Genomic DNA, 19,077 nt, shown 5'->3' on the forward strand with positions numbered 1-19,077 from the left:
CCCGCCGGCCGTCCGCTCGCAGTGACCGCCGACCTCGCTTCGTTCTGGTCGGGTCCGTATGCGCAGGTGCGGGCGGAGATGCGCGGGCGCTATCCGAAGCACCCCTGGCCCGAAGACCCCTGGTCGGCCACGGCGACGCGGCACACCCGTCGACGGGCGGCTCGCGACTGAGCCGACGAGTCAGCACTCGATGACGTTCACCGCGAGGCCGCCCTCGCTGGTCTCCTTGTACTTCGTCGACATGTCGAGGCCCGTCTGGCGCATGGTCTCGACCACGGCGTCCAGCGACACGTAGTGGTGACCGTCGCCGCGCAGGGCGAGGCGCGCGGCCGTCACCGCGGTCGAGGCGGCGATCGCGTTGCGCTCGATGCACGGGATCTGCACGAGCCCGCCGATCGGGTCGCAGGTGAGCCCCAGATGGTGCTCCATCGCGATCTCGGCCGCGTTCTCGATCTGCCGCACCGTGCCGCCCATCACCGCGGTGAGACCGCCGGCGGCCATGGCGCACGCCGAGCCGACCTCGGCCTGGCAGCCGCCCTCGGCGCCCGAGATCGACGCGTTCGCCTTGAACAGCGAACCGAGCGCGGTGGCGGTGAGCAGGAATCGCCGGATGCCGCGGCGCCGGTTCGCCTCGGCCACTGCGTCGTCATCGCCGTTCGACGCGCTCACGGATCCCTCGGCGGCGGTCACCGCGGGGGACGAGCGGAAGCCGAGCAGGGCGCTGCCGACCAGCTCGCCGTGCGGGGTGACCGCGTTGCCGACGCCCAGGCCGGAGTCGGCGAGGAAGCGCCACCAGTACATCGCGACAGCGGGCAGGATGCCGGCCGCGCCGTTGGTGGGGGCGGTGACGACGCGACCGCCGGCCGCGTTCTCCTCGTTCACAGCGAGCGCGAACGCGCCCAGCCATTCGCCGGGAAGTGCGGGATGCCCGTCGGCTTCGACCGCCTCGAGCTGCTGGCGGATGTCGCCCGCGCGGCGCCTCACCTTCAGGATGCCGGGCAGCGTGCCGCCGGAGTGCAGCCCGGCGTCGACGCAGGATGCCATGGCATCCCAGATCGCATCGAGCCCTGCGGCGACCTGCTCTTCCGAGCGCACCGCCATCTCGTTTCCCCGGGCTATCTCGGCGATGGACATGCCCGTCTCGTCGCACAGCGCGAGCAGCTCTTCGGCGGTGTCGTACGGGTACGGCTGTGCGGCGGCGGCGACGCGGGCCTCTTCCCCGTCGCGGCGGATGAAACCGCCGCCGACCGAGTAGTACGTCTGCTCGAGCACGGGCTCACCCTCGGCGTCGAGCGCGTGCAGGGTCATCGCGTTGGGGTGACCGGGCAGGCGCGTGCGCGGGACGAAGGCGATGTCGTCCTTCGCGAACGGGATGCCCTGCTCTCCCGCCAGCAGCAGCTCGCGCCCCTCGGGCCAGCCGCTCCACAGCTCGCGCACGTCGGCCGGATCGCAGGTCTCGGGGTGCAGCCCCTGCAGGCCGGCGACCACGGCATCCGGAGTGCCGTGGCCGAGCCCGGTCGCCCCCAGCGAGCCGAACAGCTCGCAGCGCACCCGCGCGACGCGACTGAGCAGGTCTTCTGCCGTCAGCCGATCGGCGAAGTCGACTCCGGCGCGCATCGGCCCGACGGTGTGCGAACTCGACGGCCCCACACCGATGGAGAACAGGTCGAAAGCCGAGACGTACGCAGTCACGCATCCAGCCTACGTCCGACCGGTGTTCTCGGGGCCGCCAGGGCTCGCGCCGAGCGCTGGCGGATCAGACCGCAGGAAAGGCGAAATCCCCGCCGCTTTCGCGACGGGGATTTCACTACTGTCTCAACACAGTGCGCGCCCCGAGGGACTCGAACCCCCAACCTTCTGTTCTGTAGCCGAAGCGATCGAGATCGCTACCGAGTGGCTGAGCGCGGGGTTTGATGCAGAGTACCAGGCTCTCCTGAGCGTCGAGGCGGTCGAGCTGTGACTCGGCGCACGGTCGAGACTCCCGATTACGTCGGCTTTGCCGCTCGCGTCATCAGGGCGGCGGGTCGCCGCGTCGGGCAGGGCGATGACTGGGAGCTTGCCGAGCTGCTGAGCCTGCGCGCCGAGATCGAGGATGCGATTGCGGCGGCGGTGGCCGGCCAGCGCGCGCAGGGGCATTCGTGGGCGTATATCGCCGAGGGGCTGGGCGTGACTCGGCAGACGGCATACGAGCGCTACTCAAAGCGGGTGGCGGCATGAGCGAGGGAGCGTGGGACGCGATGTTGCGATGGGAAGAGGACGAGCGGCGGCGGGCTGAGGGGATCAGCTCGACGGCGGGAATCGCTGCGCTGCGCGAGGGTGCGCGGCGGGCAGGTCTGCTGTACGGGCAGGTCACGGAACGCGAGAACGGGAGCGCAGACGCATGATCGACTCCGACATCATCCTCGCCGCACTGGGCGAGATGGAGGCAGTAGCCGGGGATCGAGAGCAGTTGCAATCCGTGCGGCTCTCCATCGTCCGCCGCCGCATCGCCAAGCTGTCGAAGCTCATCGAGCAGCAACGCACAGACCGCGAGAACGGGAGCGCAGAGCGATGAAGCTGCGAAAGCCCAAGTCCAAGCCCGTCGCCAGCATCGAGGTTGTCGAGGTTGCTCGACGTTGGTGGCAACGGCGGAAGGTTCGGCTGCGCTGCTCGTGCGGCTGGGAGTCGCCGCAGACGTGGCCCGCTCGGCCCATGATCGAGCTGGCCTTCGCGGATCGGATGACACAGCGGGCATTCGCCGAACTGCACTTCGAGTCACAAGAGCATACAGACCGCGAGATCGGTAGCTAGCCCGCTTCCTGGTTTCATGGGTGCGGGGGGCGGTGTCCCCCGTACCCGATTCGCGCTTCCGTCCAGTTGGGCGGGAGCTTACTTTTGTCATGCCCTTGAGGGAGGGTCAATGCTTGACGATGAATGGCTGAGCGCGATTGCCGACTACGATGCCGCGCAGATCGCAGGGGGTAAGCCGACGACGACGCGGCGCACGCGGCGGGAGCACTTGCAGCACTTGGCGAGGCGGATGCCGTGCGGGCCGTGGGAGGTAACAGCGGGCGCGCTGCTCGCGTATGTGGCGGGGCAGTCGTGGGCGCTGGAGACTCGGCGAGGTCGCCGTAACACGTTCTATTCCTTTTACGGGTGGGCGGTCGAGTCGGGGCGGGTGGTCGAGAACGTCGGCGCGACGTTGCCGAAGGTGCCCTTGCAGACGCCTCGCGCTCGACCTGCGCCGGATCGCGTCTATCGTGAGGCGCTTATGCGTGCAGGGCATCGTGAGGGGCTTATGCTGCGGCTCGCCGCCGAGGTCGGTATGCGGCGGGCTGAGGTCGCGCAGGCGGCATCGTGGGATCTCATCGAGGATCTGGTGGGCTGGTCGCTGCTGGTGCATGGTAAGGGCAACCGGGAGCGGGTGGTGCCGTTGCCGTCGTCGCTCGCGCGGGCGCTGGTGGATCTCCCGAGGGGCTATTTCTTCCCCGGTGCGGACAACGGTCACCTGTCGCCGCGCTATGTCGGCAAGCTGCTCGCCTCGCTGCTGCCGGAGGGGTGGACGATGCACACGCTGCGGCATCGGTTCGCGACTCGGCTTTATGCCCTGCGGAGTGATCTGCTGCTAGTGCAGGAATCGCTCGGGCACGCTTCGCCGACGACGACGCGGCGCTATGTCGAATATGACCGGACACGGATGCGGGCGGCTATAGATGAGCTTGAGTCGAAGGATGTTCGGTACGGCTGAATCGGTGTCAGGGTCGCCCTGACACGAGATCGCCCCGCACATGGTAGTGCGGGGCGATCGTCGTTCGGGGCCGTCTGAGGGCGTCTGAGGGCCGTTCGTCAGGGTCGCGGCTCGCCGGTCTTGTCCACGAAGAATAGGGCCATGAGTAGCGGGACGGCGACGGGGGTGACGGTGGCCGGGAGCCAGTCGGCCCAGATCGCCACGCCGAGGGCGGCGACGGCGAGGCCGTATGCCCATCGGCGGAATGCGGGCGTGAGGACGTGACCGGCGCGCTCGCGCAGGGCTGCGCGGCGCTCGGCTCGGGTGTTGTACTTGGACACTGGGGGGTTTCCTTTCAGTCGTAGAGGCCAGCGGGCGGGGTCGGCGGGGGCGGCGGGTTGCCTCGGTAGATGTGGTCGATGAGCTGTCGGTTGTAGAGCCAGAGCAGCTGGTTCTGGGCGTACCACTTGGTTAGCTGCACGCCGAGGGTGATCCCCCCGCCGACGAGCGACACGACGACGAGGCCGAGGAACGTCAGCAGGGGGACGATGACCGCGAGCGGGTCGATCATGCAGGCAGACCCTCGTAGTGCTTGGCGAGGTTGCGGATGACTCCCTCATCCTCGATGTAGGGCAGGGTGCTCGCGGGGTCGTGGCCGAGGAAGGTCGCTTTGCCGTCCTTGAGGAGCCACATGCCGCCCGAGCGCTTGCCTGCCTTGCCCTTGATGTTTTGGATCATGTCCTGTTCTCCTGTCGTGCTGGTGGTGGTTGCGCTGGTCGGCGCGGGGATTCTGGGGAGCCGATCGGCGATGTAGGCGAGCGGCTCGGTGCGCTTACCTCGGATGCGTATCTCGAGGTGGTTGCAGGGGCCGGATGCGTTGCCGGTGTCGCCCATGGTGGCGATGGACTGGCCCTCGGTGACTCGATCGCCGCGGCGCACTCGGTGGGTGTCGTTGTGCATGTAGACGCTGGTGACGCCGCCGCCGTGGTCGATGATGATGGTTCGGCCTGCGGCGTTGTTCATCCATCCGGCGAACGTGACGCGGCCTGCGGCGATCGCATGGATGGTGTCGAAGCCGATCAGGTCGGCCCCGGCGTGGAAGCTGCTGATTCCGATTCGGGAGTCGCGGGGGCCGTAGGGGCTGGACACCTTGGGGCGGCTGGTGGTGCCGTTGGGGTAGAGCATGGATCGTTCCTTTCAGCGCGGGTAAACGACGTTGTTGAGGTGGGCGCGTGTGATGATGCCCTGACCGGCGCGGATGTTCACGGCCCCGGACGGCTGGATCGAGACGCTGACGACGGAGCCGTCTGAGGTGGTGGCGTCTTCCACGCCTGCGAAGATCGATGTCGCGTTCGGGCAGGCGACAGCGGGCAGGGTTGCCACGTTCTTCCAGCCCGTGGGGATCGACGCGGCCACGGCGTCGAGGCGTCCGCGATGGAAGACGATCCCGTTAGCAAGCTTCCATTCGAGCGCCACGCCGACGACGAACTCGGCGGCGTCAGGGCCGTTCAGCGGGTAGGGCGTCCAGCCGCCGACCCACGAGCCGCTGATGAACTCGTACTCGGTTTTGTTGTCGAGCTGGTAGACGCGCTGACCTTCGACAGCAGAGATCGCGTTTCGCTCGGTCGCGTTGGCGACGATCGCTCGCCCCTGTCGCATGAGGGTGTTCGCGTCGTCGGCGGTGAGGATCTGGCCGGGGTTGAAGAATTTCCAGCTCATGTGTTTGTTGCTCCGATCAGATTGAGGGTGATAACCCACCGCGTAGGGGTGATGGTGTGGTGAATTGCGGTGATGAGCGTTTCGGCGTATGCGCCGGGGACGCTCACTGTCAGCCGAGCGCCGATTTCGAGGCGTGAGAATCGGGCGAGGTCGCTCTGGGCGTTGATCGTCACGCTGCTGGGCGTGTCTGTCGGGGTGGTGTTTGGGCCGAGCATGCGGAGCATGCAGAGTGCGGAGTCGTCGCCCTGGTCGTAGACGTATGCGAGCGGATAGGTCGCGGGCCGTTCGCCCCATCGGCCGACTGATTGGGGGGCGTCGTAGATGAGTTCGGTCGTTTCGTCGTTGAGCCAGTTGCCGGGGTTGTCGGGGTCGGGGACGGCGGATATCCGGGTCTGGTAGATGCGGTTGGCCCAGCCGTCGAGTCCGCTTGCGGTGTCGGCATGGATGAGGTCGGGATTCCAGACGACGCCGAGGTCGGTCGCTGCGGTGAGGGCGCGGTACTGGAACCGTGTAACGCCATCTGCGCCGACCCACCACATCGCCCCGGCCCCGTTGCAGGCCAGAGTGAAATGGTCGGCGAGGCTCGCCTCGGTGACGATGCGTGCCTGTAGTGCGGTGGGTGACGTGGCGGGGAGCTGCACGCGTTCGCTGGTGGACTGGGCGAGGCGGGAGATCCGGGAGAGGAATGTTTCGGGGCCGGTCGCGCCGTAGCGGGTGATGCTGTTGAACGTCTGCACGGCGTCGGCGAATACGAGAGTCAGGGCGGGGCGGGTGCGTCCGTGCTGATCGCGCTCGATGCTGCGGCGGGCGTCGTACACTTTCCCGGTAAAGAGGGGCCGGTCAGGCTGGCCGGGGACGCGAGCGATGACGCGGGCGGGCTGACCGGGGTGGATGCCTGTCTCGGGGTCGAGCGCTTCGCCGGGATCGATGAGGGTGATCGTCGCGATGCCGGTATCTGCGAAGAGTTCGATACCCTCGGATCGCATGCCCCGGCGGATGGTGATGTTGTTCGCGGTCGCTGTCCAGTCGCGCCATTTGGCCTTGTCGCCGGTCGTGCCGAGCGGGGAGTAGTCCAGCTTGGACTGGTCGAGCACGAAGGGTGATCCGGCGAGGTCGAAAGTCTGCACGTGGATCACGCCGTATAGGGGCCGCTCGATGACGGTCATGCGGGAACCCCGTTCCGCTCGAATCGCTCGTAGTCGCGGATCGCGTTGACGATTGCGCGGCCTGTTTCGACGCTGCTGGTGACGGCGTTGACGGTGATGTTGTAGACGTTCCCACCGCCGATAGCCGAGCTTCCTGCACCGTTGACGGTGACGGCCTGCACGTCGGCGAGGGTCGGGGCGTCGAGGGTCGGCGAGAAACTGTCTGTAACGGCGGTGGAGAGCTTGCGGACGGTGCCGCGAACCTTCGAGATCCCCTTATCGATGCCGCCGCCGAGGCCCTGTGTAAGGAACCCGCCCATGGACGCCATGAGGCGTGACGGGGAGTTGATGCCAAAGAATCGCTTGAATGCGCCGATCGCGTTGCGGGCGATCGAGAGTAGTCCGCTGACGACGCGACCGGCGTTCTGGGCGAGGCCTCGGGCGAGGCCTGCGACGAGGTCGCGACCGGCGGCGAGCATCTGCGGAATCATGCCCTTGACGGCGCTGACCATGCGGGGCAGGAGCCGGATGAGGGCGGGGCCGAGCTTCCCTGCGATCGTGGGGATCGCGGTCACGATCGCCATGAAGAGCTGCTTGCCCGATTCGAGTAGCTGCGGGATCATCCCGATCAGCGTTCGGATGATCTTCGGGGCCATCTCGATCAGCTTGGTGATCAGCTTTGGGATGATCTGCGGGAGGGCGGTGACGAGGGCGGTGAAGAGCTTGACGGCGGCGGTGAGCAGCTTGGGGATCAGGCCGATCAGGGTCGCGATGAGGACGGGGAGCAGGCCGATCACGGCGGCGATCAGGTCGGGCAGGATGATCGGCAGGGCGTCGATCAGCGCGGTCAGGAGCTGCACGGCGGCGTCGAGGATCGTGGGGATCATGCCGAGCAGGACGGGGATTAGGTCGGTGATGATCGTGACGAGGCCGGTGACGAGCTGCGGGACGATGAGCGGGATCGCGGTGACGATCGCGGTGAAGAGCTGCACGGCGGCGTCGAGCACGACGGGCAGGGATTCGATCAGGAATGTCGCGAGCTGCTGGATGAAGGTCACGAGCGCTTCGACGGCGGCGGGGAGGATCTCGGGGAGCGCGTCGGTGATCGCCTGAAAGAGGGTGATCGCGGCTGTGAAGAATCCTTCGCGGGCGTCGGTGAGCGCGGCGAAGACGGGCACGAGGCCGCCGCCCGAGATCCAGGCTGCGGCGTTCTGAATGGCGCTTGTGATCGCGGGGATGATGGAGCCGAACAGCGCCCCGAAGTCGAGCGTCTGGGTGCCGTTGATGATGCCGAACACGAAGTCGGCGAAGGCGTTAGAGGCGTTCGAGAGGTTCTGGGTGAGCGTCTGGAACCACGCGGATTCCTGGATCTTGTTGACCATGGTGCCGACCGAGGCGGTGACGGCGGTGACGGCGGGCAGGAGGGAGGTTCCGAGGGTGGCGACGAGGTTCTCGGCCCCGGCTGCGAGGCGCTGCTGTGCGCCTGCGAGGGTGGTGGACTCGCGGGAGAATGCGCCCTGCGCGTCGGCGGTTTGCGCGTAGAGCAGCGCGAGGGTCGCGGAGAGTTTCGCGTTCTTCTCGGCTTCGCCGGTCAGACCGGCGAGGCCCATCTCGGCGAGCTTGGCTTTCACGGCGGCTTCGTTGATGGACACGCCGTATCGTTCGATGGGGTCGCGTTCGCCGCGCAGGAGCGACGACAGGGCCGATACGGCGTCGGAGGTGGAGCCGCCGAACTGTGCGGCGAGATCCGCGCCGAGGCCGATGAGCTTGTTGGTCTGGGTGCCGAGCTGCGCCTGCGCCACGCCCATGTTCTTGAGCTGCGAGCCGAGGACGGTCGCGAGGCCCGCGTATTCGGATTTGGCGAGGCCGACTGTCGAGGCGGCGGTCGTGGCCCATTTGGTCATCTGACCGGCGCTCGACTTGAACACGGATTCCATCGCGCCCATGTTCTGCTGTAGCTCGGATGCCGACTTCACGGCCTTCGTCCCGAGGGCGACGACTGCGGCCCCGGCGATCGCGGTCGCGGCGGCGGCGACCTTCCCGAACTTGGACATGATCCCGCCCGCGCCGCCCATCTTGCGCTGGAGGTCGCGGGTATCTCCGAGGACGGAAACGATGACGGTATTCTTCGCCACGCTGTCTTACCTACTTTCGAGGGGGGACGATGAATCTCAACTAAGGGTGGGCGTTAGCCGAGCGCTGCGGTCAGGTCGGCAGGGTCGCCACCTGCCGCCGTGTACGTCTGCGCGAGGGCGGTGACCTGTGCGGGGATCGCGGCGAGGTTCGCGCGCCGCTCCATCTCGTTCAGCACGTCGAGCCTGTGCTGGTCGAGCTCTGCGTCGGTGAGTGTCGTGATGTCCATGCGTGCTCCTATGCAGCGGTTCCGGGGAGAGTGGTCGGCCAATCGCGATTGGTCACCCATGATGCAGATGCACCGTAGGCGGTTCCTGTTGCCGTCCCGGCCGGGATGTTGTCGATGAATAGCCGTGCTGAGTTCAGGGAGCACGACAGGGCGAGGGTGCCGAGTGCGACGAGCGTCTTGCGCTGAGGGTTGGTCGGCCCGAAACCTGCCGGGAGGTCGATGTAGCTCGTGGATGCGGTGAATGTAGCGCCACTGATCACCGGACCAACGTCGTTGTTCGTGCGAATGATTCGGATGAACCCCGCGCTGCCGGGCGTCGGCGTCATGCCCGCGACCAGGGGCGCGCCCGACACGACCCCGGCCGAGTCCCAGGATGTGAGCGTTCGCCAGCCAGTGTCGCCCTCCATGACCGTCCAGCCGGTGTTGCCGGTCCCGGTGGCCTTGCGCCAGACGCTCGCGCCCATTGTGGTTGCGGTGTCCACGTAGAGGGTTCCGACACCAGCGGTGACGACGCCGTTCGGCATCCCGGTGCCCTGGAGGATCTTTCCAGCCTGTGCGGCGAGAGCGATCGCAACCTTGCCGGGGATGTCCGCCCCGGTGATCGCCGTGTCCACAGCCGGGGGTACGCGCAGGGCGACTTCGGCGGTGACGAGGGCAGGGAGCTGTTCCGTCGCCTCAGCTGTCACCGCTGGCCCTGCGGCCTCATCCACGAGGGCGGGGATGTTCGCGTCCGTGATCGCCGCGCCGGTGGCTGTGGCGACCTTACCGGGGATGTCCTGAGCGGTCACGGCAGTCGCCACGACATCGTTCGCGACCGGCTGCACCTTCTCACCTATCGTGGCGTTTAGCTGAACACCGAACTGCGATGCCGGATCTTTCGCCACGTCGGCCATGATGGCGTCGTTAGTGAGTGGTACAGACTCGGCGCGGATTGCTGCGGCTTCGGCGGCGAGCTTTGCGGCTTCGGATGCTTCGGATGCTGCGCGTGCGTTGGCTGCTGCGATGACTGCTGCGCCGGTTTCTGGGATGACTGTTACCGGCGTTGGCGGCTGGACGGTCACTTTGATGTTGCTCATCGGGTTACGTCCTTCTCGATGGTGACCCGGCCAGATATCCAGGTGGAGATGTTGAGGCCGTCTGCGTGCTGTAGATCCCAGACGCCCTTGGGGAATCCGATGCCCTCGGTTTCCGCAGCGGGGATCGTGAGGGTGATGATGCCGCCTGCGGCTTCGGTGGCGTCTACGGTCAGCTCGATGACGGTTTCGCTGTGGGGGTTGGGGCGGGCTTGTGCGCGCCAACCAGTGGCGGGGAGTGGGAACGGCTGGCCTTCTACGGTGAACGCGAAGCGCGCGGCGTAGGTGTCTCCGGCGTAGATGCTGAGGTCGTAGGTGCCTGGTGCTGCTCGCACGCCTCCCCGCCTTTCTGGTTAGTGGGCTTTTCGTTGCCTGTTGATTTCGCTGATGATGGCGTTGAGTTCGCCGAGGGTGAGGGCGTCGTATTCGTCGCGTGGTATCCACCCGCACGCGACGACGACGGCTGCTCTTACTCGGTCACGGTCGAGCCGTAGGCGGGCGCTTCCCCCTCGGCGCTCGCGAAGGTGTCGCCCTCGGCGGTGTCGTCGGCGCTGTTCTCGTCGTCGGTGTCGATGCCGAGGTAGGCCTGTGCGTCGAGCATCGAGACGGTGAGGGCCTTGTTGAACGTGAACGTGGGGTCGCCGTTGCGGCGGCGGGCGACCATGTAGAGCGCGGCGAGGAATTTGCCCTGCGGCTTCTCGACGCTGAGCGCGCCGATGCCGTAGCCGGTGAGATCTTCGATGGTGGCGACTTCGCCGAGGGTGAGGCGGTCGAAGTCGAACTTGTTGGGGGTGGTGTCGGTCATGGTGTGGCCTTTCAGGCGAGTCGGTTTTTGCGGATGATGGAGTCGATGCCGTGTTCGAGTTCTCGGATCACGGCGGGGCGGGCTTTGTCGAGTGCGCGAATCATGAATCGGTTGGCTCGGTGCCCTCGGTGGGGGTCGCCGTAGTGGACGACGCCCGCGTGCCCGCCTCGGCGGGCGTAGCCGACGCGGACGACGGCTTTGGTCTTGCCGCGACCGGCTCGCATGGTGCCTGCGAGTTCCCCGGATTCGCGGGGCGGTTGGGCGTTGGCGATGACGATGTTCCCGATCCGGTGCATGAGATCGGGCATGTCTTGGGAGTCGTCGCCGACTTTGCGGAGCTTGGCGTTCAGCTCGCGCAGGCCTTCGATCCGTAGGCCTTTGTTGACGACGACTCCCGACATGTCAGCCTGCCGCGCCGGTGTCCATGGTCGGCTTGTCGTCCAGCTTGAACTCATAGTCGAACTGGAACGAGGACTTCGGATCGGTGGACGCTTCGCCGCCGAGCGCCGGGGGGACGCTGACGGTCAGCATGCCGACGAAGTGCGGCTCGTTGGCGGTGGGTGTCTCGTTGCCGTGGGGTGCGACGGTGTAGGGGACGGACACCATGCCGTTGTTCTCCCAGATCCAGCGCCAGAATGAGGCGGTGGCGGTGGACTGGATCGCTGCGCCTCGCAGGAACCAGTCGCGGCCTTCGCCCTTCTCGGCGTCCTCGAAGGTGATCGCGTCGGCGTCGGCGGCTTCGGATTCGATCTTGTAAGAGAGCAGGTCGGCGGCGTGGTCGGTGCCGGGTGCGGTGAGGGTGAGGCGGGGCTTGCGATTGCCTCGGATGCGGGTCGATCCCATGGTGGGATCTCCTTTCAGTCGAATGTCACCAGGGCGGCGACGTTGATTTCGGTGGCGAATACTTCGGCCCCGTTGAGTTCCTGGATGGCGGGCTGCTGCACGCTTTCGACGGCCCATCCCTTTTTGGCGAGATCTTCCGATGCGCTCTCGATGATCTGGTCGAGGGAGTCGGTTTCGATCTCGTTGAGGCTGGGGTGGGTGCAGACGACGATTTGGAACCGGATGAGGCGATCGCCGAACGTTTCGCCCTGTTCGATGTAGGGCGATCCGGCGAGGACGAATGCGGCGGGTAGCAGCACGCGCCCCGGTACGTGGTCGTAGGTGGTGACGGCGGTGATCGCCTCGGCGAGTCCGGTGCGGAGATCCTTGAGGACGGTCATGCGATCCCCAGGGGTAGGTACGGCGCGAGGATCGCTCGGGCGGCGTTCATGGGGTCGCGGGGGATGCGGAGCGCGCCGCCGTCCGGGGCGGCGTACTGGCTGATTCCGTTGGGGGCCTGCTTGCGGTGGAACAGCTCGGATGCGGCTTCGATCGTCGCCCGGTCGCTGATCACCTGCGGCACGCCCTGCGCGGTTCCGATCGCCTGAGTCACCATGGCCTGCGCTTCGGCGAGGCATTCGTTGAGGTACTCGGCGGGGATCTGCGCGGCGGTCGCGCCGGGTACGACGTACTCGGCGAGGCGGTCAGCGAGCGGGCGAGGATCGGTCATGGTCAGGCGGCGAACTGGACGGGGACGACGAAGCCGGGGATCTCGGCGGCGATCGCGCCGTACCGGTACACGCTGAATGCCTTGGTGAGGTTCAGCACGTTCTCGTCCTGGAGCTGCGCGAGGGGCGAGAGGTATGAGCGCAGGGCGCGACCGTTGACGAACGCGGCGGTGCCAGCCGTGGCCCCGGTGTCGCAGATGACGCGCATCGAGGCGATGTCACCCTGAAGGGCGGTCAGATCCAGCTCGCCGACCGTGCGGGCGTCGGAGTCCACGCGGAACAGCCGGTGCCCGCTCGTTTCGAGGTGGTTGAGCGCCTTGAACACGTCGGTGGACACCAGCAGCGCGTCGATGCCTGCGGCCTTCTCCTCGAAGTTCACTGCGCCGTCCACGACGGCATCGAGCCAGTCGTTGGCATCGGCGGTGGCGATCGCGGGAACGTCCACCACGTCGCCAGCGGTGACGCGGGCGGCGAGCAGCGTGTTGTACGCGGCGCGGAGCTGCACCTTGTGGGCGACGGCTGCGGCCATGGTGAGCGCTTCGAGGTTGCGGTCGAGGATGGGGAGCTGCGAACGCTCGATCTCCTGACGGGTCAGCTCGGTCGCGCCGCCGAAGGTGTGAACCTCGGCGGTGCGCGTCTTGAGCTTGACCTTGCCGAGCGGGAGCGGGTCACCTTCTGCGGCCTGCTTGCCGACGGTGAGGCTGTTCGTGTCCAGCTCGGCGAACTCGATGTTCATGCCGGTCTGGGGCAGGGTGCCGGTCGCGAACAGCGACACGAGAGCGCCGGTCGAGGCGTCGTAGATGCGGGTGAGGTCGCCGACCCACGAATCCTTGATCGCGGCATCGGCGGTCGTGCCGCCCGCGTAGGCGCGCTCGATCAGCTCGTTGTAGGCGCGGATCGTGTCGTCGTCGCCTGCGATGATCGCCTTGAGGATCTGTCCGGCGCTGCGGGTGTCGGTGACCGGCTCGGCGATCTGCACGCCGTTCTGCTGCATGACGGCGAAGGATCGCTTGAGATCTTCGACGCCTTCGCGGAGTTCGCGCATGTCGTCGGCTTCGCGGGTGTGGCCGGGGGTGGTGTCGGGGGTCTGGTCGGGCATGGTGCCTCCTGTGCTGGTCGGGTTGCTGGTGTGGTCGGAGCGGACGTGCTGGACGCGGGCGGACGGGTATGCGGGGAACGGGACGAGGGACACTTCGCGGACGATCGCCTCGTCGTAGACGATGTATTCCCCGAGGTCGTCGCGTTCCATGTGGTACTTGACGGGGGTGAAGCCGACGCTCAGGCCGTCGAGAACGCCGTCGCGGGCGAGCTGGTAGGCCTCGTCGCCGCGCGTGGTGGTCGAAATGCGGGCGGTCGGGTGCCAGCCGGCGGCGTTGTCGTCGGCGTCGGTGACGACGCCGATCGGGTCGGCGTGGCGGTAGAGCAGCTTCGCGCCCTCGGCGCGCACGGAGCCGGGCGCGAACATCTCGCGCTGGCCCCAGACGGTGATGATCTCGCCGTAGGGGACGCCGACGCCGGAAACGGTGCGGGCGTCCGCATCGACGCTGGCCCGGATCTCAAGGGATCGGGTTTCGAGCTGGTCGGTCATGCGGTGACTTCCTTCGAGGGGATGATGGGGCCGAGGCCTTCGATGAGGCGAACTTCCTCGGGCTGCATGAACCCGGCGTCGATCGCGGTTTTGTAGCTCGCGTAGCGGCTGGTGGTGTCGGCGCGGAGCAGGGCTTCGATGTTGAAGCGTGCCCGCTGCGCGCCGGGCATGAGGTCGCTCAGGGCGTCCTCGATCGGGACGAGGTAGGCCATGAGGGTGAAGCGCACGTAGGCGAGCCAGTCCTGCTCAACGTTGCTGTAGGTCTGGCTTCCGCCTTCGACGGCGGCGAGCATGAGCGAGGCGGGCACGCCGAACATGCGGGCGATGCTGGTGACGTTGAACTGCTGCGCTTCGATGAACTGCACGTCTTTGGGGCTGAGAAAGATCGGCTGGTAGCCGAGGCCGCTGCCGAGCACGACGACGCCATTTTTCTGCCCGGCGTTGTCCTTCCAGAACTCCTTGGCCTGCGCGGCCTGGTCGGCGTTGATCGACTGGTCGGACTTGAGGACGCCAGTCGGAACGCCCGACTGGTCGAGCCAGGCGGCGGCGTAGTCGCGGGTGGAGATCGCGCCCCGGAGGTCGGGCTGTGCGGCCTGGATGGGGCCGAGGCCGTAGGCGGAGCCGGGCACGCGAAGCAGGGTGATGTGGGAGATCTGCGCCGGGGTGAACTTGCGGCCCCGGTACTCGTAGCCGGTGGTGTGTCCGTCGCGGTTGGTCTGGATTCGCACGTCGAGCGGGTTGAGGACGGGGAGCGCGACGACGACGCCGAACGCATCCCGGACGATCTCGAAGTAGCAGTTGCCGGATGAGGCGAGCGACACGACGGCCTGCTCGATCCAGCCGGAGCGGGTGCCGTCCGGGTCGGGGCGGCGGGCCAGCGGGTGATCGTCGATCGTGAGGCCGTAGCGGGTGGTGTCGATGCTGAGCTGCTTGGCGGCGATCGCGTGAACCTGGATCGCCCGGTAGACCATGGGGAGCGTGAGCGCTTCGGCGACGGTCACGCCGGTCGCGACGGCTGCGGAGCGTGCGGGCGGGATGATCCCGGTCGAGTCGCTGCTGGTCGTCGTGTCGGCTTCGCGCTTGCGCCCGGTGAGCCATTCCCTGATGCTTGCCACGTCGAACACGATGCAGCCGGGAGGGCCACTTCCCCTAGTCCGGACACGCGTCAAAAAGCCACATAGACCACGGAAGGTGGCACCCTAGAACATCTGCAGTTCGGGGGTTAGCTGTGTCTCGGCGAGCTGCACTCCGATGACGTGCGACATGACGCCATCGATCGCCACGGATGACTCTTTGCGGGAGATCTTGAACCCGTCGCCGGAGTCTTTGCGTTTGGTGACGGGGATCTGCCGTGCGAGCAGGTCGTTTCCGGGGTGCGCGAGCTGGCCCTGCTGAACCTTCGAGTAGAACAGGGCGGAGCCGTTGAGGATGTCGGCGTGGGTGATCATCGTCACGGGCAGGCCTCGAAGTTCGAGTTCCTTGCCGAGATCCTTGAGTGTGAGGCCGTCCATGCCGAACGTGGTCGGGTTGTGGCGGGCGAGCTGCTGGCAGATGTCGGCGAGCTGCGAGATCGTGGGGCGCACGATGGATGCGGCGAGGTCGCAGTATGTGCGCCCGTCTGGCATCTTCCCGAATACTCCGATCGAGGCGTAGTCCCATCCGGGGGTGCGGTCGATGGTGAACAGGGGGCGGCCATCGGGGAACGGTTCGCGGGTGTAGTTCGCGTCCCAGAGATCTCGGGTGATGAACTCGCTTACGGAGTCCACGAAGCGGTTTAGGCGGTAGCGGATCGCGTCTTGGGGTGGCATCCCGCGCACCTCGGCAAGCTCGATTTCCATGTCGCGCCGACCGGATGCGACGGATGGATTCGCGCGGGCGATCTCGCGTGCTAGCTCGGCGTCACCGGCTGCGCCATCGGGCGGGATGTGCGCTTCGAGCGCTTCCCAGCAGTAGAACCCGACGCGCCGATCACCGTCGATCCCTGCGGCGATGGCTTGCTCGCCGAGGTCGTAGAGGTACAGCAGCAGCTCTGATCCGGCGTCGCCTGCGGTGGTGATGCCGACGACGAGCGAGTTTGGGCGACCGCCGAGGCCGTTGATGAGGTCGAACCAGAGTTCGCGGACGAGGATGTGCAGCTCATCGACTAGGCCGACATCGACGGGGATGCCCTGTAGGGCGGCGGATTTCGCGGCCTTGATCTCGTATGTGCCGCCGTCGATCGTCTGGATGCCGCGTGTCTCGGTGAGGGCGCGGAACTTGCGGGCGAGCTGCGGTGTGCCCTTGATCGCGCCCATCGTGCGCTTGTAGACGAGCTTCGCCTGATCGGCGTTCGAGGCGATGCCGACGACGGTCGGGCGGGCTTTCATCAGCAGCGCCCAGAGCCCGATCGCGGCGGCTATCTCGGTCTTGCCGTTCTGCCGCCCAAGGCTGATGATCACCTGCCGGTGTCGGAGCTGCCCGGCGCGCGGGTGGCCCTCGGGATAGATCTCAAGGGCATGGCGGATGGTGGTGATCTGCCACGCTTCGAGCGTGTACCCGAATGCGCGTTCCCAGACGAGGTGGAACAGGGGCAGGTAGCCGTCGATCGCCGAGGCGAAGTCGGGCGAGAGCGGGGGCGTCCAGCGCGCCGGGGGCCACGGCTGGATCTCGGCGGCTGAGGGCTTCACTGGTCGCCCCGCCATATCCCCTTGAAGATGTCGAGCATGGCCGGGTCATTCTGGTCGGGCTTCGCGCCGCCCTTGGCACGCTCGGGATCGCCCTTGTCGCGCAGGGTGCGGTGAATGAGCGTGAATTGGGAGATCAGCGCGGCTTGGAACTTGCCCTTGTCGAGCTGCTGAGCGATCGAGCGTAGCGCCATGAGCTGCGGGGCGTCGGCGGGGGTGAGCCAGGCCGACGCCTCGCGCTGGAACAGCTCGACGGCACTGAGCCAGGTCGAATCGTCGGGGAGTTGGAACGGCTCGGCCTGGTCTGTCGTCGTGTCGCTCATAATCTGGATATTTCAGGTCTGATCTGGTGAAAATGAAAACTGGGGCGGGGTGTCCTGGGGGTGCGTTTCAGAAAAACGCCACGGCCCAGACGGTCGCGGCGATTGCCAGCAGCACGCCGAGTCCGACGATCGGAGCAGGCAGGCTTGCCAGCAGCTCGCCGCTGGATCGGATCAGCTCGCGCATCACCACTCCCCGATGAGTCGGGCGTGTGAGGTGGCGACGATGAGCAGCGCGTCGGCGACGGTGCTGCGCTGGCATGTGCGCTCGATCAGCACGGCGTCTGCGGTGATGCCTCGTAGGCCTACGCCCTGCACGCGGACGGTGATGCGGCCACTCCCCCATGCGTCACTGCTCGCGCCCCATAGGCCGTTGCTGTGCATGAGCTTGGGGTGCTCGCCGTCGCGGGGCCGTAGGGCGTCCTGTAGGGCGCGCATGACTCGGGTGGCGTCGTAGGCCGTGCGCGTCACGATGAGGGCGTGGCGGCGTGCCCTGGCCTCGTCGCGGGCGATGCGTGCGGCGTTGGCGTATCGGCTCATGGGGTGTCCTGTCATGCGGGCTGGGTGATCCAGCGGGGGTTGTAGTAGTTGATGCGGGGGCCGCTGTCGCTGTCTTGCTTGGAGCTGTTGCAGGATCGGCAGGCGGCGAGGAGGTTGCTGTCGGCGTCGGGATCGCCGGGCAGGCCGTCGCGTATCCACTTGGCCTTGGCGATGCTGTGATCGACGGTGGCGTCGTCGCCTTCGAGGTGCTTGCCACAGAAGCGGCATAGCCAGCCGTCGCGGTCGAGGATGCGGCGGCGGGTTTTCTGCCAGACCGATCCGCGACTGCTGTGCTCGCTCATCTGCGGAGCATCCCGGCGAGGCCGACGACGCTGAACGCGACCGTGATCGCGACGAGGGCTATCGCGGCGATCATCAGTGATAGTCCTCGGCGTGCTGGCCGAGATCCTCGGCGGCTTGTTCGGGGGTGCGGGCTAGGCCGGTGTCGTGGCACTTGGGGCAGGCCCATTCGACGGCGCTGACGTACTTGATCACGACAGGGCCAGGCGCTTCTCGATCTCGGCGGCGTCGAACCTGCGATCGCCTCCGAGGGTGCGAGTACAGGGGAGCTTGCCTTCGTCGGCCCACTTCTGCACGGTGTAGCGGTTGACGCCGAAGCGCTCGGCAACCTGACCTGTGGTGAGTTTCTTGCGTTCGGTCATCGTGCGCCCTTCCGGGTGTCGTGTGCTTTGAGGGCGAACCAGATCGCCCAGAGGATGAGAGCTGCGGGAATCCCGATGTGGGGCGGGATCTGATCGGGGGTCATGCGCCGCACAATTCGAGGTCGCGGTGGATGCTGTCCATGAGGCGGGTCGCGGCCTTGATCACGTCTGTCGCCTCGGGGGCGGTGGGGTCGAGCGCGTCGAGCTGGTGGCCGATCGATCGGATGTCGGCGAGCAGGCCTCGGAGTCGAGCGCGTCGAGCGCGTGTGGCGTATCGGCGGCACTCGGCGATGAGTGCGCGCCGTCGAAGTCGGATGAGTCGCTGCTGTCCGGCTTCGATGTGCGTGGTCACGGCATCCGGCTCGACTGCGAGTAGGTGGCGGGTGATGGTCGTCATGTTCGTTCCTTGGGCTGGTAGGTGGGGCCGAGGATTGCTCGGATCTCGGCGCGGGTCGGCAGGTACGGGGTCGAACGGTCGTCGCGTCTGCCGTCGTCGCGGTGGTGTCCGCATGAGCACCAGCCGGATTCGAGGTAGACGTGCTCGGTCACGGCTTGCGGCGATTCCTGCGCTTGGGGCGGGTCTGGCCGAGGCGTCCTGCTGCGTGCTTCGAGATCCGGTGGTTGAAGCGGGGGTTGGGGATGAGGTTTCCGAAGGGGCCGCGAACGATGGTGGGGATGGGTGCGGGGGTCATGTTCTGTTCCTGCCTGCTTGATGGTGAAGGGAAGGTGGAGGGTTGGGAGGTATGGCCCCCCTACTCCCGGCTGAGCGGGATTCGGAGGGGCCTGCTTGACGGAGCCAGGGCGGAGCCAGGGCGGTCAGCGTGGCACGGCGGGTGAGGCCGTCACGGACGGGATATGAGATGCGGGGTCGAGCCTGGGGAGGTCTGTCGCGCCCGGTCATGCCTTAACCGCGACTCCCGCTATCTCTCGGGGTGGCATCTTGG

Annotated in this window: 30 protein-coding genes; 5 read left to right on the top strand and 25 right to left on the bottom strand. The window is 67.1% G+C overall.

From position 1 onward, the window contains the following. Nucleotides 1-171, top strand: a 171-nt coding sequence (locus tag BFN01_RS15930) for an ATP-dependent helicase C-terminal domain-containing protein (RefSeq protein WP_256221169.1), incomplete at its 5' end; no start/stop codon positions are given. Between the two features lie 9 nt (nt 172-180). Here BFN01_RS15930 and BFN01_RS13325 read toward each other — a convergent pair. Continuing rightward, nucleotides 181-1,692, bottom strand: a complete 1,512-nt coding sequence (locus BFN01_RS13325; RefSeq protein ID WP_071644827.1) for an L-serine ammonia-lyase, iron-sulfur-dependent, subunit alpha — start codon at nt 1,690-1,692, stop codon at nt 181-183. Between the two features lie 264 nt (nt 1,693-1,956). On the opposite strand from BFN01_RS13325, the gene BFN01_RS13330 reads away from it, so the two are divergent. The 4 genes from BFN01_RS13330 to BFN01_RS13335 all read left to right on the top strand — a co-directional run bounded on the left by BFN01_RS13330 (nt 1,957) and on the right by BFN01_RS13335 (nt 3,727). Next, the gene (locus BFN01_RS13330; RefSeq protein WP_071644828.1) at nt 1,957-2,217 is read left to right on the top strand and encodes a hypothetical protein; all 261 of its coding nucleotides are present in this window, start codon (nt 1,957-1,959) and stop codon (nt 2,215-2,217) included. Continuing rightward, a complete protein-coding gene (locus tag BFN01_RS15545; RefSeq protein WP_177243877.1) occupies nt 2,214-2,384 on the top strand; it encodes a hypothetical protein in 171 nt (56 codons plus the stop codon). The genes BFN01_RS13330 and BFN01_RS15545 overlap by 4 nt, the downstream gene beginning before the upstream one ends. Further along, the gene (locus BFN01_RS15550) at nt 2,381-2,554 is read left to right on the top strand and encodes a hypothetical protein (protein ID WP_177243878.1); all 174 of its coding nucleotides are present in this window, start codon (nt 2,381-2,383) and stop codon (nt 2,552-2,554) included. The genes BFN01_RS15545 and BFN01_RS15550 overlap by 4 nt, the downstream gene beginning before the upstream one ends. 345 nt (nt 2,555-2,899) lie before the next feature. Continuing rightward, entirely contained in the window at nt 2,900-3,727 is an 828-nt protein-coding gene (locus BFN01_RS13335) for a tyrosine-type recombinase/integrase (protein WP_071644829.1), read from the top strand. Nucleotides 3,728-3,825: 98 nt separating this feature from the next. Here the strand turns inward: BFN01_RS13335 and BFN01_RS13340 are convergent, their stop codons facing one another. From BFN01_RS13340 to BFN01_RS15565, 24 genes are all read right to left on the bottom strand, one after another. After that, entirely contained in the window at nt 3,826-4,047 is a 222-nt protein-coding gene (locus BFN01_RS13340; protein WP_071644830.1) for a hypothetical protein, read from the bottom strand. Between the two features lie 14 nt (nt 4,048-4,061). After that, the gene (locus tag BFN01_RS13345) at nt 4,062-4,277 is read right to left on the bottom strand and encodes a hypothetical protein (RefSeq protein ID WP_071644831.1); all 216 of its coding nucleotides are present in this window, start codon (nt 4,275-4,277) and stop codon (nt 4,062-4,064) included. Then, nucleotides 4,274-4,891 carry a M23 family metallopeptidase gene (locus BFN01_RS13350; RefSeq protein ID WP_071644832.1) on the bottom strand — a complete coding sequence of 206 codons (618 nt, stop codon included), beginning with the start codon at nt 4,889-4,891 and terminating at the stop codon, nt 4,274-4,276. The genes BFN01_RS13345 and BFN01_RS13350 overlap by 4 nt, the downstream gene beginning before the upstream one ends. 12 nt (nt 4,892-4,903) lie before the next feature. Beyond that, a complete protein-coding gene (locus BFN01_RS13355) occupies nt 4,904-5,425 on the bottom strand; it encodes a hypothetical protein (protein ID WP_071644833.1) in 522 nt (173 codons plus the stop codon). Then, nucleotides 5,422-6,591 carry a hypothetical protein gene (locus BFN01_RS13360; RefSeq protein ID WP_071644834.1) on the bottom strand — a complete coding sequence of 390 codons (1,170 nt, stop codon included), beginning with the start codon at nt 6,589-6,591 and terminating at the stop codon, nt 5,422-5,424. Before BFN01_RS13360 ends, BFN01_RS13355 begins: the two co-directional genes overlap by 4 nt. Further along, nucleotides 6,588-8,705, bottom strand: coding sequence for a hypothetical protein (locus tag BFN01_RS13365; protein ID WP_071644835.1), 2,118 nt, complete (start codon nt 8,703-8,705; stop codon nt 6,588-6,590). Before BFN01_RS13365 ends, BFN01_RS13360 begins: the two co-directional genes overlap by 4 nt. 53 nt (nt 8,706-8,758) lie before the next feature. Then, complete coding sequence (locus BFN01_RS15555; protein WP_177243879.1) at nt 8,759-8,932, bottom strand: hypothetical protein; 174 nt, start codon at nt 8,930-8,932, stop codon at nt 8,759-8,761. 8 nt (nt 8,933-8,940) lie between these two features. Then, nucleotides 8,941-10,008 carry a hypothetical protein gene (locus BFN01_RS13370; RefSeq protein WP_143187253.1) on the bottom strand — a complete coding sequence of 356 codons (1,068 nt, stop codon included), beginning with the start codon at nt 10,006-10,008 and terminating at the stop codon, nt 8,941-8,943. After that, complete coding sequence (locus BFN01_RS13375) at nt 10,005-10,340, bottom strand: hypothetical protein (RefSeq protein ID WP_071644837.1); 336 nt, start codon at nt 10,338-10,340, stop codon at nt 10,005-10,007. The genes BFN01_RS13370 and BFN01_RS13375 overlap by 4 nt, the downstream gene beginning before the upstream one ends. Nucleotides 10,341-10,474: 134 nt before the next feature. Next, nucleotides 10,475-10,810 carry a hypothetical protein gene (locus BFN01_RS13380; protein WP_071644838.1) on the bottom strand — a complete coding sequence of 112 codons (336 nt, stop codon included), beginning with the start codon at nt 10,808-10,810 and terminating at the stop codon, nt 10,475-10,477. 11 nt (nt 10,811-10,821) lie between these two features. Next, on the bottom strand, nt 10,822-11,211 hold the full coding sequence (locus BFN01_RS13385; protein ID WP_071644839.1) for a hypothetical protein: 390 nt from the start codon (nt 11,209-11,211) through the stop codon (nt 10,822-10,824). Between the two features lies 1 nt (nt 11,212). Beyond that, a complete protein-coding gene (locus BFN01_RS13390) occupies nt 11,213-11,653 on the bottom strand; it encodes a hypothetical protein (protein WP_071644840.1) in 441 nt (146 codons plus the stop codon). A 14-nt stretch (nt 11,654-11,667) separates the two neighbouring features. After that, nucleotides 11,668-12,033, bottom strand: a complete 366-nt coding sequence (locus BFN01_RS13395; RefSeq protein ID WP_071644841.1) for a hypothetical protein — start codon at nt 12,031-12,033, stop codon at nt 11,668-11,670. Next, on the bottom strand, nt 12,030-12,362 hold the full coding sequence (locus BFN01_RS13400; protein WP_071644842.1) for a hypothetical protein: 333 nt from the start codon (nt 12,360-12,362) through the stop codon (nt 12,030-12,032). The genes BFN01_RS13395 and BFN01_RS13400 overlap by 4 nt, the downstream gene beginning before the upstream one ends. Nucleotides 12,363-12,364: 2 nt before the next feature. Continuing rightward, entirely contained in the window at nt 12,365-13,948 is a 1,584-nt protein-coding gene (locus tag BFN01_RS13405) for an HK97 family phage prohead protease (RefSeq protein WP_071644843.1), read from the bottom strand. Continuing rightward, nucleotides 13,945-15,063: a phage portal protein gene (locus tag BFN01_RS13410; protein WP_143187254.1), complete on the bottom strand. Its 1,119-nt coding sequence runs from the start codon at nt 15,061-15,063 to the stop codon at nt 13,945-13,947. Before BFN01_RS13410 ends, BFN01_RS13405 begins: the two co-directional genes overlap by 4 nt. Nucleotides 15,064-15,147: 84 nt before the next feature. Continuing rightward, nucleotides 15,148-16,614 carry a terminase large subunit domain-containing protein gene (locus tag BFN01_RS13415; RefSeq protein ID WP_177243880.1) on the bottom strand — a complete coding sequence of 489 codons (1,467 nt, stop codon included), beginning with the start codon at nt 16,612-16,614 and terminating at the stop codon, nt 15,148-15,150. Then, nucleotides 16,611-16,934, bottom strand: coding sequence for a hypothetical protein (locus tag BFN01_RS13420; RefSeq protein WP_071644845.1), 324 nt, complete (start codon nt 16,932-16,934; stop codon nt 16,611-16,613). The genes BFN01_RS13415 and BFN01_RS13420 overlap by 4 nt, the downstream gene beginning before the upstream one ends. A 183-nt stretch (nt 16,935-17,117) precedes the next feature. Beyond that, the gene (locus tag BFN01_RS13425) at nt 17,118-17,486 is read right to left on the bottom strand and encodes a hypothetical protein (protein ID WP_177243881.1); all 369 of its coding nucleotides are present in this window, start codon (nt 17,484-17,486) and stop codon (nt 17,118-17,120) included. After that, complete coding sequence (locus BFN01_RS13430) at nt 17,483-17,773, bottom strand: HNH endonuclease (RefSeq protein ID WP_071644847.1); 291 nt, start codon at nt 17,771-17,773, stop codon at nt 17,483-17,485. The genes BFN01_RS13425 and BFN01_RS13430 overlap by 4 nt, the downstream gene beginning before the upstream one ends. 189 nt (nt 17,774-17,962) lie before the next feature. Beyond that, nucleotides 17,963-18,133: a helix-turn-helix domain-containing protein gene (locus BFN01_RS13435; protein WP_071644848.1), complete on the bottom strand. Its 171-nt coding sequence runs from the start codon at nt 18,131-18,133 to the stop codon at nt 17,963-17,965. 100 nt (nt 18,134-18,233) lie between these two features. After that, nucleotides 18,234-18,530: a hypothetical protein gene (locus BFN01_RS13440; RefSeq protein ID WP_071644849.1), complete on the bottom strand. Its 297-nt coding sequence runs from the start codon at nt 18,528-18,530 to the stop codon at nt 18,234-18,236. Continuing rightward, nucleotides 18,527-18,682: a hypothetical protein gene (locus BFN01_RS15560; protein ID WP_177243882.1), complete on the bottom strand. Its 156-nt coding sequence runs from the start codon at nt 18,680-18,682 to the stop codon at nt 18,527-18,529. Before BFN01_RS15560 ends, BFN01_RS13440 begins: the two co-directional genes overlap by 4 nt. Continuing rightward, nucleotides 18,679-18,825 carry a hypothetical protein gene (locus BFN01_RS15565; RefSeq protein WP_177243883.1) on the bottom strand — a complete coding sequence of 49 codons (147 nt, stop codon included), beginning with the start codon at nt 18,823-18,825 and terminating at the stop codon, nt 18,679-18,681. The genes BFN01_RS15560 and BFN01_RS15565 overlap by 4 nt, the downstream gene beginning before the upstream one ends. Nucleotides 18,826-19,077: the final 252 nt, after the last annotated feature.

Source organism: Microbacterium sp. AR7-10 (genome assembly GCF_001878835.1).
Lineage (GTDB): Bacteria > Actinomycetota > Actinomycetes > Actinomycetales > Microbacteriaceae > Microbacterium > Microbacterium commune.